This window comes from Streptomyces nymphaeiformis, from assembly GCF_014203895.1.
In the GTDB taxonomy this organism is placed as follows: domain Bacteria; phylum Actinomycetota; class Actinomycetes; order Streptomycetales; family Streptomycetaceae; genus Streptomyces; species Streptomyces nymphaeiformis.
The window spans coordinates 25297-41684 of sequence record NZ_JACHJY010000010.1 but is presented as its reverse complement, the minus strand read 5'-3'; the positions used below and the strand labels follow the sequence as shown (position 1 = coordinate 41684).

Below are 16388 nucleotides of genomic sequence, written 5' to 3'. Positions count from 1 at the left end.
CCCCGGCCGAGTCTGGCCCGTTGAACTCGGCATGAGACGCCCGGGAACGGCCCGGCGTCCCCCCGTACCGAGTCCAGGGAGCCCCCGTGCCGCGCATGCTCGACGTCAGCGAGGACGTACGCGCCGAGATCGGCGACGAAGAAGCCGCCCGGCTGCTCGCCGGCGACAACGCCCCGGGCAGCTACGACTGCACCTCCTGCCGCACGCCGGGCGACTCCGAGCAGGAGCGCACCTCCACGGTGCTGTTCGTCGGCGAGGAGACCGCGGTCCTCGCGTTCGCCCACGCCAGCTGCATCCCGTCGCAGGTGGTCCGGGTCTCCGAGGACCAGCTCCAGGGCGCCGTCGCCTCCATCACCGCCGCAGACGCCGCCGACGCGCTCACGGCCGCCCACCCCGAGCAGGCCGTGCTCGGCGTCACCAGCGGGCTCGTCCTGATCGACGGCGAGCTGCACCCGGCGCTGGTCGTGGAGCCCACCGCGCCGGTGGCCCGTCCGGGGTCGGACGGCCTCGTCGACGAGTTCCTGCCGCTCCTGGCCGAGCAGGGCTTCCAGCAGGTCATGGACCTGGGCGAGAAGCCGGCGGTGCTGCCGGGCTGGTCGGTCCTGGTCGCGATGGGTCAGCTGCACTCCGTGCTCCAGCCGGGTCAGGGCGGTGCCGGTCAGGCCGCCTGGTGGCAGGCGCACCAGCCGCTCCAGGTCACCGAGGGCTGGCGCGCGGCGGCCAACAAGTCGCACACGGTCCTGGTCTTCGCCGCCCCGGTGGGCTCGATCGGCCAGCAGCCGCGCGAGGACCTGCTGCGCGACGCCCTGGAGAAGGCCGCCGCGAACGGCCGCCTGGTGGCCGCCGCCATGCCGCTGGCCGGGACCTGATGGAGGACGGCCGGCCCGGCATAGGGCGGGCGAGGCTCCCCGGGTCGGAGGCGGGACCGGGGTATCCGACCGTGCCGCGACCCCGGGGCGCTCCCCTTTCGGAGAGCCGCCCGCATCCGACGGGCGGCGGTGTCGTTGGCACCTATGTGCACCCATACGACCCCTTCACCCAGCCGTATCCGAGCCCGATCCCCGCGATGCGCCCCGCGCGGGACGTCACGGCGGGCCCTTCGCCCACGCCGATCTACGACGCCCTGTACTCGGAGTACCGCAGGTCGTTCCGTACGTTGCCGGGCGACCGCAGCGGCGAGGAGGAGCTGGGCTTCCGGGCCTTCGGCACGGTCCTGAGCACGGGCGTCCACCGGCAGATGCACCGGCACGCGGCGCCGCACCCGACGGTGTGGACGGGACAGCAGCAGCACCCCACGCAGCCGGCGCTGCCACCGGGGCCCCGCAGAGGTCTCTAGGACGTACGGCTGAGGGCCGGGGCTCGACATCGAGCCCCGGCCCTCAGCCGTACGTCACTTCCCCGCCGTCACTTCTTGCGGCCGCGCTTCTCGCGCACCCGGACCGAGATGTGGATCGGGGTGCCCTCGAAGCCGAACTCCTCGCGCAGCCGGCGCTCGATGAAGCGGCGGTAGCCGGCCTCCAGGAAGCCGGAGGCGAAGAGCACGAAGCGCGGCGGCTTGGTGCCGGCCTGCGTGCCGAAGAGGATGCGGGGCTGCTTGCCGCCGCGGACCGGGTGCGGGTGGGAGGCGACGATCTCACCCAGGAAGGCGTTGAGCCGACCGGTGGGGACGCGGGTCTCCCAGCCGGCGAGGGCGGTCTCGATGGCCGGGACCAGCTTCTCCATGTGGCGGCCGGTCAGGGCGGAGACGTTGACGCGGGGCGCCCAGGCGACCTGCTGCATCTCGGTCTCGATCTCGCGCTCGAGGTAGTAGCGGCGCTCCTCGTCGAGCTCGTCCCACTTGTTGTAGGCGATGACGATGGCGCGGCCCGACTCGACCGCCATCGTGATGATGCGCTGGTCCTGGACCGAGATGTTGTCGGTGGTGTCGATGAGGATGACGGCCACCTCCGCCTTCTCGATGGCGGCGGCGGTCCGCAGGGAGGCGTAGTAGTCCGCGCCCGCCTGGAGGTGGACCTTCTTGCGGATGCCGGCGGTGTCGACGAACTTCCACGTCACGCCGCCGAGCTCGATGAGCTCGTCGACCGGGTCGCGGGTGGTGCCGGCCAGCTCGTTGACGACGACCCGGTCCTCGCCCGCCACCTTGTTGAGCAGGGAGGACTTGCCGACGTTCGGGCGGCCGATGAGGGCGATGCGGCGCGGGCCGCCGACCGCGTTGCCGAAGCGCTGCTCGGGGGCCTCGGGCAGCTTCTTCAGGACCTCGTCGAGGAGGTCGCCGGTGCCGCGGCCGTGCAGCGAGGAGACGGGGAACGGCTCGCCGAGGCCCAGGGACCACAGCATGGCCGCGTCGGCCTCGCCGGACTGGCCGTCGACCTTGTTCGCGGCGAGGACGACCGGCTTCCCGGCGCGGCGGAGGAGCTTGACGACGGCCTCGTCGGTGTCGGTGGCGCCCACGGTGGCGTCCACGACGAAGAGGCAGGCGTCGGCGGCCTCGATGGCGTACTCGGCCTGGGCGGCGACGGAGGCGTCGATGCCGAGGACGTCCTGCTCCCAGCCGCCGGTGTCGACGACCTTGAAGCGGCGGCCGGCCCACTCGGCCTCGTAGGTGACGCGGTCGCGGGTGACGCCCGGCTTGTCCTCGACGACGGCCTCGCGGCGGCCGATGATGCGGTTCACCAGGGTCGACTTGCCGACGTTCGGGCGGCCGACGACGGCGAGGACGGGGAGCGGGCCGTGGCCGGCCTCCTCGATCGCGCCCTCGACGTCCTCGACGTCGAAGCCCTCTTCCGCGGCGAGCTCCATGAACTCCGCGTACTCGGCGTCGCCAAGTGCCCCGTGGTCGTGCTGGTCGTTCATGAAGTCCGTTCCTTGATCATTCGTGGTCGGTGGTCCCGGACGGCCGGAGCCGTGGGGGCCACTACTGAGAGTGTCGCTCAGCGCCCGGTGAGGCGCCTGGCGTTTTCCAGGTGGGCGGTGAGTTGACCCTGGATCCGTACGGTGGCCTCGTCGAGGGCCTTGCGGGTGCGGCGGCCGGAACCGTCGCCCGCCTCGAAGGCGTCGCCGAAGACGACGTCGACGCGGCCGCGCAGCGGAGGCAGTGCCTTGACCAACCGTCCGCGGCGCTCGGTGCTTCCCAGGACGGCGACCGGGACGATCGGCGCGCCGCTGCGGACGGCGAAGTACGCCAGGCCCGCGCGGAGCGAGGCGAAGTCGCCGTCACCGCGGGTGCCCTCGGGGAAGATCCCGAGGACGCCGCCCTGCTCCAGGATGCCCAGGGCGTTGCCTATCGCGTTGCGGTCGGTGCTCTCCCGGTCCACCTTGACCTGCCCGATGCCCTCCAGGAAGCTGCCGAGCGGTCCGACGAACGCCTCCTTCTTGATGAGGAAGTGCACGGGACGCGGGGCGGTGCCCATGAGCATGGGGCCGTCGATGTTGTGCGCGTGGTTGACGGCGAGGATGACGGGGCCGGAGGCCGGCACCCGCCAGGCGCCGAGGACGCGCGGCTTCCAGAAGCCGTACATCAGCCCGATGCCGATGCGGCGGCCGACGGCGGCGCCCTTCTCGGAGGGCAGGGTCACTTGGCGGCCGTCCGCTTCTCGTCCACCAGGGTGACGACGCACTCGATGACCTGGTCCAGGGTCAGCTCGGTGGTGTCGACCTCGACGGCGTCGTCGGCCTTGGCGAGCGGGGAGGTCTTGCGGCTGGAGTCGGCCGCGTCCCGCTTGATCAGGGCTTCCTTCGTGGCGTGCACGTCGACGCCCTTGAGCTCGCCGGAGCGGCGGGCGGCGCGGGCCTCGGGCGAGGCGGTGAGGAAGATCTTCAGGTCGGCGTCGGGCAGGACGGTGGTGCCGATGTCCCGGCCCTCGACGACGATGCCGTTCTCGGCGCCCTTGGCGATGGACCGCTGGAGCTCCGTGATCAGGCTCCGCACCTCGGGGACGGCGCTGACGGCGCTGACCTTGGAGGTGACCTCCTCGGTCCGGATGGGACCGGAGGCGTCGGCGCCGTCGACGGTGATCGTCGGCCGGGCCGGGTCGGTGCCGGAGACGATGACCGGCTTGGACGCCGCGTTGGCGACGGCCTCGGCGTCGGTGACGTCCACACCGTTGCTGATCATCCACCAGGTGATCGCCCGGTACTGGGCGCCGGTGTCCAGGTAGCTCAGCCCCAGCTTGGCGGCGACCGCCTTCGAGGTGCTGGACTTGCCCGTGCCGGAGGGCCCGTCGATGGCGACGATCACGGATTCCACGGTGGGAACACCTTCCTGGGGGTGAGCGGTAGGCCCGGCGGTGTGCGGGGACCCCCACAAGGTTACCGAGTCCCCGACCCCCGTTCGGCCCAGCCCGTACGGGCACACCTGCGGGGCGCCGCCACGACTGCGGGCGGCGCCCGTGGGCGTCAGCTCGTGCGCAGGGACCAGCCGCGTTCCTGGAGGGCCGTGCCCAGGGCCCCCGCCGCCGACGGCTCGACCATCAGCTGGACCAGACCCGCCTGCTGGCCCGTCGCGTGTTCGATGCGGACGTCCTCGATGTTGACGCCCGCCCGGCCCGCGTCGGCGAAGATGCGGGCGAGCTCGCCCGGCTGGTCGCTGATGAGGACGGCGACGGTCTCATAGGCCGTGGGGGCTGCACCGTGCTTGCCGGGGACGCGCGCGCGACCCGCGTTGCCGCGCCGCAGGACGTCCTCGACGCCCGTGGCGCCGTCGCGGCGCTCGTCCTCGGAGGCGGACTGCAGGGCCCGCAGCGCGCGGACCGTCTCGTCGAGGTCCGCGGCGACGCCGGAGAGGACGTCCGCGACCGGCCCGGGGTTGGCGGACAGGATCTCGACCCACATGCGCGGGTCGGACGCCGCGATCCGGGTGACGTCGCGGATGCCCTGCCCGCAGAGGCGTACGGCGGACTCCTCGGCCTCCTCCAGGCGCGCGGCGACCATCGAGGACACCAGCTGCGGGGTGTGGGAGACGAGGGCGACGGCCCGGTCGTGGGCGTCGGCGTCCATGACGACGGGGACGGCCCGGCAGAGGGCGACGAGCTCCAGGGCGAGGTTGAGGACCTCGGTGTCGGTGTCCCGGGTCGGGGTGAGGACCCAGGGCCGGCCCTCGAAGAGGTCGGCGGTGGCGGCGAGCGGCCCGGAGCGCTCCTTGCCGGACATGGGGTGGCTGCCGATGTACGCGGTGAGGTCGAGGCCGAGGGCCTCCAGCTCCCGCTTCGGTCCGCCCTTGACGCTCGCCACGTCGAGGTAGCCGCGGGCCACGCCGGCCTTCATGGCCTCGGCGAGGGTGGTGGCGACGTGCGCCGGGGGTACGGCGACGATCGCGAGGTCCACGGGGCCCTCGGGCGCCTCGTCGGTGCCCGCGCCGAGCGCGGCGGCCGTGCGGGCCCGGGCCGGGTCGTGGTCGCGCAGGTGGACGGTGACGCCGCGGCCCGCGAGGGTGAGGGCGGCGGAGGTGCCGATCAGGCCGGTTCCGATGACGAGCGCTGTTCTCACTGGGCGATGTCCTTGCGCAGGGCGGCCGCGGCACCGAGGTAGACGTGCGCGATCGACGACTTGGGCAGTTCGGTCTCGACGTGGGCGAGGAGCCGGACGACCCTCGGCATCGCGCCCTCGATGTCGAGTTCCTGTGCGCAGAGCAGGGGTACGTCAGCCATGCCGATCCCGAGGTGCCGGGCCGCGGCGGCGGGGAAGTCGCTGTGCAGATCGGGCGTGGCCGTGAACCAGATGCTGATGAGGTCGTCGGCGGTGAGCCCGTTGCGTTCCAGGACGGCGGTGAGCAGTTCCTCGACCTGCTCGCGCATGTGCCCGGCCTCGTCCCGTTCCAGCTGGACGGCTCCTCGGACCGCTCGTACCGCCACGTCGTGCTCCTTCGCCTGCGTCAGTGCTCCGTTCAGCCTAGTCAGCGGCGGGGCCGGCGCGCGGCGCCGCCCGCCCTCCGAGACGGACGGGGCGGAAATGTTCCGCCACTCGGGGGGAGGCGGCGGGCGGGACGGCCGTGCGAGGGAGCCGGGCACCGGGTGCGGGCGTGTTGCGGGACCCGGCGGCTGGTGCGCGGCCAGGCTGGCGGCATGACCTCGCACACCGCCCCGCGCCGTACCGTCCTGTTCGCCGCGGCGGCTCTGACGACGGGCTGCGGCTCGGACCACGGGGGTGGGGGCGGTACGCGCACGAGCGCGCCGGCCGTCACCGAAGCGCCCCCGACGGCCACGGCCGCGCCGAGCGGCGGCGCGCCCCTGGCCAGGACCTCCCAGATCCCGGTCGGCGGCGGCCTGGTCTTCCCGAAGGAGAAGGTGGTCGTGACCCAGCCCTCGGCGGGCAGGTTCAAGGCGTTCTCCGCGATCTGCACCCATCAGGGCTGCACGGTGAACAAGGTCGCGGACGGCACGATCGACTGCCCCTGCCACGGTTCCAAGTACCGCATCGCCGACGGGTCGGTGGCGGCGGGACCGGCGCCCCGGGCGCTGCCGGCCGAGCAGATCATTGTCTCGGGAGAAACGATCACCCTCGCGTAATCTGCCCCGCATGACTCCGGACGAGCTGGTGCGCGAGCACACGATCTACTCCTGCGTGATGGGCTCGCGTGCCTTCGGTCTGGCGACCGAGGACAGCGACACGGACGTGCGGGGCGTGTACCTGGCCCCGACGCCCCTCTTCTGGCACTTCGACAAGCCCCCGGCGCACGTGGAGGGTCCGGCCGAGGAGCAGTTCAGCTGGGAGCTGGAACGCTTCTGCGAGCTCGCCCTGCGCAACAACCCGAACGTCCTGGAGTGCCTCCACTCCCCCGTGGTCGAGCACGTCGACGACTGGGGCCGCGAGCTCCTCTCGCTGCGCGGCGCGTTCCTGTCCCGCCGGGCGCACCAGACCTTCGTCCGGTACGCGGCGGGCCAGCGCCGCAAGCTCGACGCGGACGTCCGCCAGTACGGCGGGCCGCGCTGGAAGCACGCCATGCACCTGCTGCGTCTCCTGACCAGCTGCCGCGACCTGCTGCGCACGGGCGAGCTCCGCATCGACGTCGGCGAGGACCGGGACCGCCTCCTCGCGGTCAAGCGCGGCGAGGTGACGTGGCCCGAGGTCGAGTCGTGGATGGACCGCCTCCAGGAGGAGGCCGACCGGGCCCACGACACGACCCCGCTCCCCGCCGCCCCGGACGAGCCCCGCATCCAGGACTTCCTGATCCGCGCCCGTCGCGCCTCGGCCCTGAGCGAGTTCTAGGGCCTACACGTCCCAGAGCGCGCCGAAGGTCAGCAGGTCGCTGCGGTACTCGACGCTCTCGGCCCACTCCTTCGGCCAGGCGTCCGCGCCGAGGTGGGCTCCGGCGAAGGCGCCCGCGAGGGCGGCGATCGAGTCGGAGTCGCCGCGCGTGCAGGCGGCGCGGCGCAGGGCGGTGAGCGGCTCGTCGGGGAAGAGCAGGAAGCAGAGGAGCCCGGTCGCGAGGGCCTCCTCGGCGATCCAGCCGTCGCCGGTGTACTCGCAGGGGTCGAGCTCCGGGTCGGCCGTGCGCTGGACGGCGTCCAGGCGCTCAAGCACCGCCAGGCACTCGTCCCAGCCGCGCTGGACGAAGTGGAGCGCGCTGGGGTCCTGGGAGCGGGTCCACAGGTCGCCGAGCCAGTGCTCGTGGTAGCGGGAGCGGTTGTCGAGCGCGTACGAGCGCAGCTGTCCGACGAGCCCGGCCGGGTCCACGCCCTGCGCGAGCAGGTACACGGCACGGGCGGTGAGGTCGGAGGCGGCGAGCGCGGTGGGGTGACCGTGCGTCAGGCCCGACTGGAGCTGCGCGGCCCCGGCCCGCTGCTCCTCGCTCAGCCCGGGGACGAGCCCGATGGGCGCGACGCGCATGTTGGCGCCGCAGCCCTTGGAGTGGATCTGGCTGGCGTCCTGCCAGGGCCGGTCGCTGTCGAGGAGCCTGCAGGCGCTGAGGCAGGTGTTGCCGGGGGCGCGGTTGTTCTCCGGGGAGTGGTACCAGTCGACGAACTCCTCGCGGACGGGCCTCGCGAGCCGCAGCGGGGCGAGCACCCCCCGGTCCATCGCCGTGCGGATGCCGCGGGCGAAGGCGAGGGTCATCTGGGTGTCGTCGGTGACGTACGCCTTGCCGTTCCTGATGGGCAGCGCCATCTCACGCCAGGGGCCGACCTTGGCGAGGATCGACGGCACGTCGTTGAACTCGGTCGGGAATCCCAGCGCGTCCCCGAGCGCGAGCCCGATCAGTGAGCCGGTCGCGGCCTGCTTGGTGGCGGGGCGGGTGAGGTTCATGCGGGGCGTCCTTCCGGTCGCAGGAGGGGCGGGTGGAGGGTGGTGGCCTCGCCCGCCCGGTAGAGAGCGGCCGGTTTCCCCCGTCCGCCGGTGAGGCGCGGCGGTCCTTCCACGGCCTGGACGAAGCCGGGTGTGGTGAGGACCTTGCGCCGGAAGTTGGGGCGGTCGAGTTCGACGCCCCAGACCGTCTCGTAGACCTGCCGCAGCTCGCCGAGGGTGAACTCGGGCGGGCAGAAGGCGGTGGCGAGGCAGGTGTACTCGAGCTTGGCGCCGACCCGTTCGTGGGCGTCGGCGAGGATCCGGTCGTGGTCGAAGGCGAGCCGGCCGTGCGTCCCGTACGGCATCCAGCGGGCCTGGGCCGCGTCGCCGCCGCCGCGTGGTTCGGGCGGGTCGGGGACGAGCGCGGTGAAGGCGACGGAGACGACCCGCATCCTCGGGTCGCGGTCCGGTTCGGTGTAGGTGCGGAGCTGTTCGAGGTGGAGGCCGGCGACGGTGGCCTCGGAGAGTCCGGTCTCCTCGGCGAGTTCGCGGCGGGCGGCCGTCTCGGCGGACTCGTGGGGCAGTACGAACCCGCCGGGCAGGGCCCAGGCTCCCGCGTACGGCTCCTGGCCGCGCTCGACGAGCAGGACGTGGAGGCGTTCCTCGCGGACGGTGAGGACGGCGAGGTCGACGGTGACGGCGAACGGCTCGAAGGCGTGCGGGTCGTAGCCCTCGGGGGCCCGGTGGGCGGTCATCGGGGTTCCTCCGTGAGGTGCGGGCCCTCGGCGAGCAGTGCGTCGACGGCGGCGACGGCGGTCGCGAGCCGCTCCTCGTGGGGGCCGGTGAGGACGGCCGTGCGGCGGCCGGTGTGGGCGAGCTGGGCGAGGAGGCGCGCGGTCATCCAGGGCCGCAGGTGCTCCCCGCCGCGCGGTCCGTCGTCCGCGGCGGGGACGCCCCGGTGGTCGGTGAGCAGCCAGAGGTGCTGGCGGCCGAGGGCGGCGATCTCGCCGGTGGCGCGGCTGGTGGTGCCCAGGTACCGCTCGTGCCGGATGGTGGCGGCGAAGGCGTCGGTGTCGCAGAAGAGGACGGGCGAGCCGTCGCGGGCGGCCTCCTCCTCCAGTTCGGCCTGGTGCTGGGCGATGACGGGGAAGTCGGCGGAGCGGAGCTCGGCGGGCTCGAGTGCGCGGTACGCGCGCGCGTGATCCGGGACGTAACGCGTGCGGGCCCAGACGCCGCCGCGCCGCCGGTAGTGGTCGGCGAGGGCGAGGGCCAGGGTGGTGGCCCCGGTGGACTCGGCGCCGAGGACGACGACGCGCCGGGTGAGCGCGGCCCGGACGGGCGGCTCCAGGAAGTCCCAGAAGGCGGCGGGGTCCTCGCGGACGGCGGTGTCGGAAAGGGGCGGCACCCGGTCGACGTGGACGGTCTCGGCGCCGAGGCGGCGGCCGAGTTCGTCCCCGTACGGCTCCGAGGTGAAGACGGCGTCGACCTGTTCGGGGCCGGTGTACTCCTCGCCGCCGACCACGAGGACGTCCGGGTGGATCTCGCGCATCCAGTCGACCCGGTCCTCCAGCGGGAGGGGCTCCGTCGAGGAGCCGCGGACCAGCACGGTGAGGCGTTCACAGCGGTCGCGTGCGGTGCGGACGAGGTGGTGGTGGCCGGCGTGCGGCGGGTGGAACCTGCCGGGGACGAGCCCGTGGCCGTAGCGCTTCATGCGGTGCCCCCCGCCGTGGACGACCCCGTCCCTCCGGCGCGCGTCGTGCGGCGCACCGGGAGGACGTCGAGACCTGATCCACCCCCGTGGGTCCAGGTCCACCGGCTGTACACGGCGGGGCTCACCTCCGATCTCTCTTTAAGAGTCACCTTGACTATAAAGCGGTCGGGTGGTCGGCCACAAGGCCCGGACGCGACGAAGCCCGTGACCGCCGGGCGGTCACGGGCTTCGTCGTACGGCAGGGGCCTTACATGCCGACTTCCTTCATCAGCATGCCGACCTCGGTGTTGGTCAGGCGGCGCAGCCAGCCCGACTTCTGGTCGCCCAGGGCAATCGGGCCGAAGGCGGTGCGGACCAGCTTCTCGACCGGGAAGCCCGCCTCGGCGAGCATCCGGCGCACGATGTGCTTGCGGCCCTCGTGCAAGGTGACCTCGACGAGGTAGTTCTTGCCGGTCTGCTCGACGACGCGGAAGTGGTCGGCGCGGGCGTACCCGTCCTCCAGCTGGATGCCGTCCTTGAGGCGCCGGCCGACCTCGCGGGGCAGCGGGCCGGTGATGGCGGCCAGGTAGGTCTTCTTCACGCCGTACTTCGGGTGCGTGAGGCGGTGGGCCAGCTCGCCGTGGTTGGTGAGCAGGATGATGCCCTCGGTCTCCGTGTCGAGCCGGCCGACGTGGAAGAGCCGGGTCTCGCGGTTGGTGACGTAGTCGCCGAGGCACTGGCGGCCGTCCGGGTCCTCCATGGTGGAGACGACGCCGGACGGCTTGTTCAGCGCGAAGAACAGGTACGACTGGGTGGCGACGGTCAGGCCGTCCACCTTGATCTCGTCCTTCTCCGGGTCGACGCGCATGCCCTGCTCGAGGACGATCTCGCCGTTGACCTCGACGCGGGCCTGCTCGATGAGCTCCTCGCAGGCGCGCCGCGAGCCCATGCCGGCGCGGGCGAGGACCTTCTGCAGCCGCTCGCCCTCCTGCTCGGCGCCGGGGAAGGTCTTGGGGAGCTTGATCTCGGGCTTGCCGGCGTACCGCTCCCGGTTGCGCTCCTCCGTGCGGGCGTCGTACTCGCGCGAGCGGGCGGGCGCCGTACGGCCGCCGCCGCGCTGCGGGGACTGCCGGGGGCCGCCCTTGGCGCCGCCGCGCGCGGCGTCGCCACGCCCGCGCTTGGGGGCGTCCGAGGGGCTGTAGCGCTCGTCGTAGGTGCGCTCCTCCGGGCGCGCGTTGCGCGAGCCGGCGCCGGTCGGCCGGCCGGCGCCCTGACCCGGACGTCCGCCGCCCTGGCCGGGACGTCCGCCGCCCTGGCCCGGGCGTCCGCCGCCCTGGCCCGGGCGTCCGCCCTGGCCCTGCCGGTCGTCGCGGCCGTTGCCGGCGCCGCGGTAGTTCCCGCGCCCGCCGCCACCGCCGCTGTTGCCGCGGCCGCCGCCGCTGCCGCCGCGGCCGCCGCTGTTGCCACCACGGCTCCCGCCGTTGTTTCCGCTGCTGTTCCTGCCGCTGCTGCTTCGCATCAAAGTTCCGTCTTGTCGTCTACGTCTGCGTCCGGGTCGAACGACGGGACGCCTTCCAGGGAGTCCGGCTCGACCGCCTCGGCCTCGGGGAGGAAGGGGGCGAGCTCGGGGAGTTCGTCCAGGCCGCGCAGGCCCATCCGCTCCAGGAAGTAGTTCGTCGTCCTGTACAGGATCGCACCTGTTTCGGGTTCCGTGCCCGCCTCCTCCACGAGACCCCTCTGGAGGAGGGTCCGCATCACGCCGTCGCAGTTGACTCCGCGGACGGCGGAGACCCGGGATCGGCTGACGGGCTGGCGGTACGCGACGACCGCGAGGGTCTCCAGGGCGGCCTGGGTGAGCCGGGCCTGCTGGCCCTCCAGGACGAAGGCCTCGACGGCCGGGGCGAAGGCGGCGCGGGTGTAGTAGCGCCAGCCGCCGGCCACCCGGCGCAGCTCGAAGCCGCGGCCCTGGGCGGTGTACTCGTCGGCCAGCTCGTGCAGGGCGTCGGCGACCTCGCTCGGGGTCCGCTCCAGGACCTTGGCGAGGTGGGCCTCGGTGGCGGGCTCGTCGACGACCATGAGGACGGCTTCGAGGGCGGGCTTGAGGTCGCTCACGCGAGGGCCTCCTGGTCGAATTCGTCGGTCACGGCCGCGGACGGGTCGCTCTCGCCGCCGGTCCAGGAGACCGTGAGGTCCCCGAGCGCGGTCTCCTGGTCGAGGGCGACGGCCTTCTCCCGGTAGAGCTCCAGGAGGGCGAGGAAGCGGGCCACGACGGTGAGGGTGTCGCCGGCGTCCTCGATCAGCTCCCGGAAGACGGCCGACCCCCGCTCGCGGAGCAGCGCGACGACCACCGCGGCCTGGTCCCGGACGCTGACGAGCGGGGCGTGGATGTGGTCCACGTACACCTGGGGCTCGGCCTTGGGCTGCATGGCCTTGGCGGCGAGCCTGGCGAAGCCCTCGGCGCCGATGGAGATGACGACCTCGGGGAGCAGCTCGGCGTGGTGCGGTTCGAGTCCGACGGTACGGGGGTGGCGGTGGCCCTCGGCCTCCCAGCGCTCCTCGAAGATCTCCGCGATGCGTTTGTACGCGCGGTACTGGAGGAGGCGGGCGAAGAGCAGGTCCCGGGCCTCCAGGAGGGCGAGGTCCGCCTCGTCCTCCACCTCGGCGGCGGGGAGCAGCCGGGCGGCCTTCAGGTCGAGCAGGGTGGCGGCGACGACGAGGAACTCGGTGGTCTGGTCGAGGTCCCCGTCGGGCCCGAGGGCCTTCAGGTGCGCCATGAACTCGTCGGTGACCTGGGAGAGGGCGACCTCGGTGACGTCGAGCTTGTGCTTGGTGATCAGCTGGAGGAGCAGATCGAAGGGCCCCTCGAAGTTGGCCAGCCGCACGGTGAACCGGCCGTCCCCGCCATCGGCCGCCTCGGGGGCGTCGGCCACCTCCAGGACCTCGGCCGCCTTGGGGGCCTCCGGGACCGCGGGCGCCTCCGGGACCGCGGGCGCCTCCAGGGCCTCGGGAGCCTCAGAGGCCTCGGGGACCTCGGTGGCCCGGGCCTCGGACGGCTCCGGGGCCTGAGGCTCCTCCTGGAGGGCCTCCGGGGCCTCGGGCGCTTCCCCGGCCGGCGCGGCCGGCGTCGCCGGATCCGCCGTCTCGCCCGGGCCGCGGCCCAGGGGGCGGCGGCCCGGCGGGCGGGACGTTTCGTCAGAGGCGTGGTGCATGGGGGTCCAGGGGGAACGAGGAGAACGGCAGCCGCAGGCTACCGTCAGCGGCCGCGCAGGCGGCGGACGAGGATGCTCGCGTCGCCGCGGGACTCCAGGTCCGCCAGGACGACCGCGACGGCCTCCCGGACGATCCGCCCCCGGTCGACGGCGAGACCGTGCTCACCGCGCAGCACGAGCCGGGCGTGCTCCAGGTCCATCAGCTCCTCGGCGGAGACGTAGACCGTGATCTTCTCGTCGTGGCGCTCGCGGCCGCTGGGCCGCCGGTTCGCGGTGCGTCCGCCGCGTCGCCGGGCCGCCGCCTGGGCGGGCACCGGGGCGCCGGGCGCGGCCTTGGAGGCCGGTCCCTCGGGCTCGGCCGTCCGGGCCCGCGGCTCCGCGGCCTCGGAGTCCGCCGCGGCGTGCTCCGCGGAGCCCTCGGCCGCCGTGTCGCTCTCGGCGGCCGGTGCCGGGACCGCCCGGCGGGGTGCGGACGCCTGGAGCGCCGTCCCCCCGGTCGTACGGAAGAGTTCGTCGGCTCCGGGCAGACTCACTCGGCGTGACACCGGGCGAGCACCTCCCTGGCGAGCTGACGGTAGGCGGCGGCGCCCACGGAGTTGGAGGCGTACGTGGTGATGGGCTCGCCGGCGACCGTGGTCTCCGGGAAGCGCACGGTCCGCCCGATGACCGTGTGGTACACGTGGTCGTCGAAGGCCTCGACGACGCGCGCGAGGACCTCACGGCTGTGCACCGTCCGGGAGTCGTACATCGTGGCGAGGATGCCGTCGAGCTCCAGCTCGGGGTTGAGCCGCTCCTGGACCTTCTCGATGGTCTCGGTGAGCAGCGCGACTCCGCGCAGCGCGAAGAACTCGCACTCCAGCGGCACGATGACCTTGTGAGCGGCCGTCAGGGCGTTCACGGTCAGCAGGCCGAGGGAGGGCTGACAGTCGATCACGATGTAGTCGTAGTCGTTCATCAGCGGCTTCAGGGCGCGCTGGAGCGTGGACTCGCGCGCGACCTCGCTGACCAGCTGGACTTCGGCGGCCGAGAGGTCGATGTTGCTCGGCAGCAGGTCCATGTTGGGCACGGCGGTCTTGAGGAGCACCTCGTCCGCCGACATGCCCCGCTCCATGAGCAGGTTGTAGACGGTGAGGTCGAGCTCCATCGGGTTCACGCCGAGGCCGACCGACAGGGCTCCCTGCGGGTCGAAGTCGACGAGCAGCACCCGTCGTCCGTACTCGGCGAGCGCGGCGCCCAGGTTGATGGTCGACGTGGTCTTGCCGACGCCGCCCTTCTGGTTGCACATCGCGATGATCTTCGCGGGTCCGTGGTCGGTCAGCGGACCCGGGATCGGGAAGTACGGCAGGGGCCGTCCGGTGGGGCCGATCCGCTCGCGGCGCTGACGGGCAGCGTCGGGTGCGAGGGTGGCCGCGTACTCCGGGTCGGGCTCGTACTCGGCGTCGGGGTCGTAGAAGTGCCCCTCGGGCACCTCGTCGTAGGCGGCGAAGTGGGTGGACTCTCGGCCCATCTCGTTGCCGGCCGTGGCGTTCACGTGTAGGCCGTCCATCGTCTTCATCGTGTGGGCACTCGTCATGGGCTGGTGCGTCGCGAAGGTCCGCACCGCGACGGAGCCGATCGGGGCACCTGGCGCACCGCTCCCGGGAGTAAATGTCGACTCATTCACAAGTCGTCTTACCTCCTTGGATGTGACCAGGAACATTTATCGATAGGTCAGCGTGGCACCATGCCGACGGTTGGCGACTCTATGGCGTGTCACCGGTCCGCAGCAACACAATCCGCCGGACCCGGCCCGATGTGTCGGCAACCGAACACGTCCCTGTCAAGGGTGCGCAGGCATGCATCCACACGTTTCAGGGGTGTGCGAAACGGTTAAAGGGTTACGTTCGAGGCGAGTTGCCCGAACGTTTCGGCGGGCCCGCAGACACGGCCGGCCGGACCTTGTCGAACAAGGTCCGGCCGGGTGCGTGATATTGACGGCACGCGTTGACGGGGACGGCGTCAACGGGCCCTCGGGGCTCAGGCCAGGAGGCTGGCGAGCTCGACGTGCTCGAGGCCGTGCGCCTCGGCGACCTCCTTGTAAACCACCTTGCCGTCATGGGTGTTGAGGCCCAGGGCGAGGGCCGCGTCGCGGCGCAGCGCCTCGACCCAGCCGTTGTTCGCCAGCGACACGATGTAGGGCAGCGTGGCGTTGGTGAGGGCGTAGGTGGAGGTGTTCGGGACGGCGCCCGGCATGTTCGCCACGCAGTAGAAGATCGAGTTGTGGACCTGGAAGGTCGGCTCGGCGTGGGTGGTCGGGTGCGAGTCCTCGAAGCAGCCGCCCTGGTCGATCGCAATGTCGACAAGGACACTTCCGGGCTTCATCTTGGCGACGAGCTCGTTGGTGACCAGCTTCGGGGCCTTGGCGCCGGGGATGAGGACGGCACCGACGACGAGGTCGGCCTCGATGACGGCCTTCTCCAGCTCGAAGGCGTTGGAGACGATCGTCTTGACCTTCGTGCCGAAGATCTTGTCGGCCTCGCGGAGCTTGTTGATGTCGCGGTCGAGCAGGGTCACGTGGAAGCCCAGGCCGATGGCGATCTGCACGGCGTTCCAGCCGGAGACGCCGCCGCCGATGACGACGCACTCGCCGGCGTGGGTGCCGGGGACGCCGCCGGGGAGGACGCCGCGGCCGCCGGCCGAGCGCATCAGGTGGTAGGCGCCGACCTGCGGGGCCAGGCGGCCCGCGACCTCGGACATCGGGGCGAGCAGCGGGAGCGCGCGGTTGGCGGTCTCGACGGTCTCGTACGCGATGGCGGTGGTGCCGGACTCCAGGAGGGCGTCCGTGCACTCCTTGGAGGCGGCGAGGTGCAGGTAGGTGAAGAGGGTCTGGTCCTTGCGGAGGCGGTGGTACTCCTCCGCGATGGGCTCCTTGACCTTGAGCAGCAGGTCGGCCGTGGCCCAGACCTCGTCGGCGGTGGCGAGGATCTCGGCGCCGGCGGCGACGTACTCCTCGTCCGTGATCGAGGAGCCGACACCGGCGTTCTGCTCGACGAAGACCTGGTGGCCGTTGCGGACGAGCTCGTGGACACCGGCGGGGGTGATGGCCACGCGGAACTCGTTGTTCTTGACCTCGCGGGGGATGCCGACCTTCATCGTCGATCACGGTCCTTGAATCGGGGGGATAACTGGGGCAATGCGATACATACCCGGATGCGCTGCGGCGCACCGGGGCAGACCACGTCCGAACGCGGCTCACCCAGTCTAATGAAGGAGTTCCCCCTGTCTAGCCTTTC

The 16388-nt window shown here is 72.8% G+C and carries 18 protein-coding genes; 4 read left to right on the top strand and 14 right to left on the bottom strand.

Annotated elements, in window-relative coordinates:
* Nucleotides 1-86 precede the first annotated feature (86 nt).
* Nucleotides 87-869 (top strand): DUF8842 C-terminal domain-containing protein, encoded by a 783-nt coding sequence (locus GGE06_RS31220; RefSeq protein ID WP_116161764.1) that lies wholly within the window; start codon nt 87-89, stop codon nt 867-869.
* Between the two features lie 197 nt (nt 870-1066).
* Complete coding sequence (locus GGE06_RS42110) at nt 1067-1336, top strand: hypothetical protein (RefSeq protein WP_221518826.1); 270 nt, start codon at nt 1067-1069, stop codon at nt 1334-1336.
* Between the two features lie 68 nt (nt 1337-1404).
* Here the strand turns inward: GGE06_RS42110 and der are convergent, their stop codons facing one another.
* The 5 genes from der to aroH all read right to left on the bottom strand — a co-directional run bounded on the left by der (nt 1405) and on the right by aroH (nt 5849).
* On the bottom strand, nt 1405-2853 hold the full coding sequence (gene der, locus GGE06_RS31210; protein ID WP_116161763.1) for a ribosome biogenesis GTPase Der: 1449 nt from the start codon (nt 2851-2853) through the stop codon (nt 1405-1407).
* A gap of 77 nt (nt 2854-2930) precedes the next feature.
* A complete protein-coding gene (locus tag GGE06_RS31205) occupies nt 2931-3575 on the bottom strand; it encodes a lysophospholipid acyltransferase family protein (protein ID WP_116161762.1) in 645 nt (214 codons plus the stop codon).
* Nucleotides 3572-4246, bottom strand: coding sequence for a (d)CMP kinase (gene cmk / locus GGE06_RS31200; protein WP_116161761.1), 675 nt, complete (start codon nt 4244-4246; stop codon nt 3572-3574). Before cmk ends, GGE06_RS31205 begins: the two co-directional genes overlap by 4 nt.
* Nucleotides 4247-4395: 149 nt before the next feature.
* Nucleotides 4396-5484 carry a prephenate dehydrogenase gene (locus tag GGE06_RS31195; RefSeq protein ID WP_184932405.1) on the bottom strand — a complete coding sequence of 363 codons (1089 nt, stop codon included), beginning with the start codon at nt 5482-5484 and terminating at the stop codon, nt 4396-4398.
* Entirely contained in the window at nt 5481-5849 is a 369-nt protein-coding gene (gene aroH, locus GGE06_RS31190) for a chorismate mutase (protein ID WP_116161759.1), read from the bottom strand. The genes GGE06_RS31195 and aroH overlap by 4 nt, the downstream gene beginning before the upstream one ends.
* 210 nt (nt 5850-6059) lie before the next feature.
* On the opposite strand from aroH, the gene GGE06_RS31185 reads away from it, so the two are divergent.
* Together GGE06_RS31185 and GGE06_RS31180 are read left to right on the top strand one after the other, a co-directional pair.
* Complete coding sequence (locus tag GGE06_RS31185) at nt 6060-6503, top strand: Rieske (2Fe-2S) protein (protein ID WP_116161758.1); 444 nt, start codon at nt 6060-6062, stop codon at nt 6501-6503.
* 10 nt (nt 6504-6513) lie between these two features.
* The gene (locus tag GGE06_RS31180) at nt 6514-7203 is read left to right on the top strand and encodes a nucleotidyltransferase domain-containing protein (protein ID WP_116161757.1); all 690 of its coding nucleotides are present in this window, start codon (nt 6514-6516) and stop codon (nt 7201-7203) included.
* A gap of 3 nt (nt 7204-7206) precedes the next feature.
* Here the strand turns inward: GGE06_RS31180 and GGE06_RS31175 are convergent, their stop codons facing one another.
* From GGE06_RS31175 to ald, 9 genes are all read right to left on the bottom strand, one after another.
* The gene (locus GGE06_RS31175; RefSeq protein WP_116161756.1) at nt 7207-8238 is read right to left on the bottom strand and encodes an ADP-ribosylglycohydrolase family protein; all 1032 of its coding nucleotides are present in this window, start codon (nt 8236-8238) and stop codon (nt 7207-7209) included.
* Nucleotides 8235-8972 (bottom strand): NUDIX hydrolase, encoded by a 738-nt coding sequence (locus GGE06_RS31170; RefSeq protein ID WP_116161755.1) that lies wholly within the window; start codon nt 8970-8972, stop codon nt 8235-8237. Before GGE06_RS31170 ends, GGE06_RS31175 begins: the two co-directional genes overlap by 4 nt.
* Nucleotides 8969-9928 carry an AAA family ATPase gene (locus GGE06_RS31165; protein WP_184932404.1) on the bottom strand — a complete coding sequence of 320 codons (960 nt, stop codon included), beginning with the start codon at nt 9926-9928 and terminating at the stop codon, nt 8969-8971. Before GGE06_RS31165 ends, GGE06_RS31170 begins: the two co-directional genes overlap by 4 nt.
* A 247-nt stretch (nt 9929-10175) precedes the next feature.
* Nucleotides 10176-11426 (bottom strand): pseudouridine synthase, encoded by a 1251-nt coding sequence (locus GGE06_RS31160; protein ID WP_184932403.1) that lies wholly within the window; start codon nt 11424-11426, stop codon nt 10176-10178.
* Nucleotides 11426-11983, bottom strand: a complete 558-nt coding sequence (gene scpB / locus GGE06_RS31155) for an SMC-Scp complex subunit ScpB (protein ID WP_246532888.1) — start codon at nt 11981-11983, stop codon at nt 11426-11428. The genes GGE06_RS31160 and scpB overlap by 1 nt, the downstream gene beginning before the upstream one ends.
* Nucleotides 11984-12015: 32 nt before the next feature.
* The gene (locus GGE06_RS31150; RefSeq protein WP_184932402.1) at nt 12016-13116 is read right to left on the bottom strand and encodes a segregation and condensation protein A; all 1101 of its coding nucleotides are present in this window, start codon (nt 13114-13116) and stop codon (nt 12016-12018) included.
* Between the two features lie 44 nt (nt 13117-13160).
* Complete coding sequence (locus GGE06_RS31145; RefSeq protein ID WP_116161750.1) at nt 13161-13649, bottom strand: hypothetical protein; 489 nt, start codon at nt 13647-13649, stop codon at nt 13161-13163.
* Nucleotides 13646-14671: a ParA family protein gene (locus GGE06_RS31140; RefSeq protein WP_030212665.1), complete on the bottom strand. Its 1026-nt coding sequence runs from the start codon at nt 14669-14671 to the stop codon at nt 13646-13648. Before GGE06_RS31140 ends, GGE06_RS31145 begins: the two co-directional genes overlap by 4 nt.
* A 461-nt stretch (nt 14672-15132) precedes the next feature.
* Complete coding sequence (ald, locus tag GGE06_RS31135) at nt 15133-16248, bottom strand: alanine dehydrogenase (RefSeq protein ID WP_116161749.1); 1116 nt, start codon at nt 16246-16248, stop codon at nt 15133-15135.
* Nucleotides 16249-16388 lie beyond the last annotated feature (140 nt).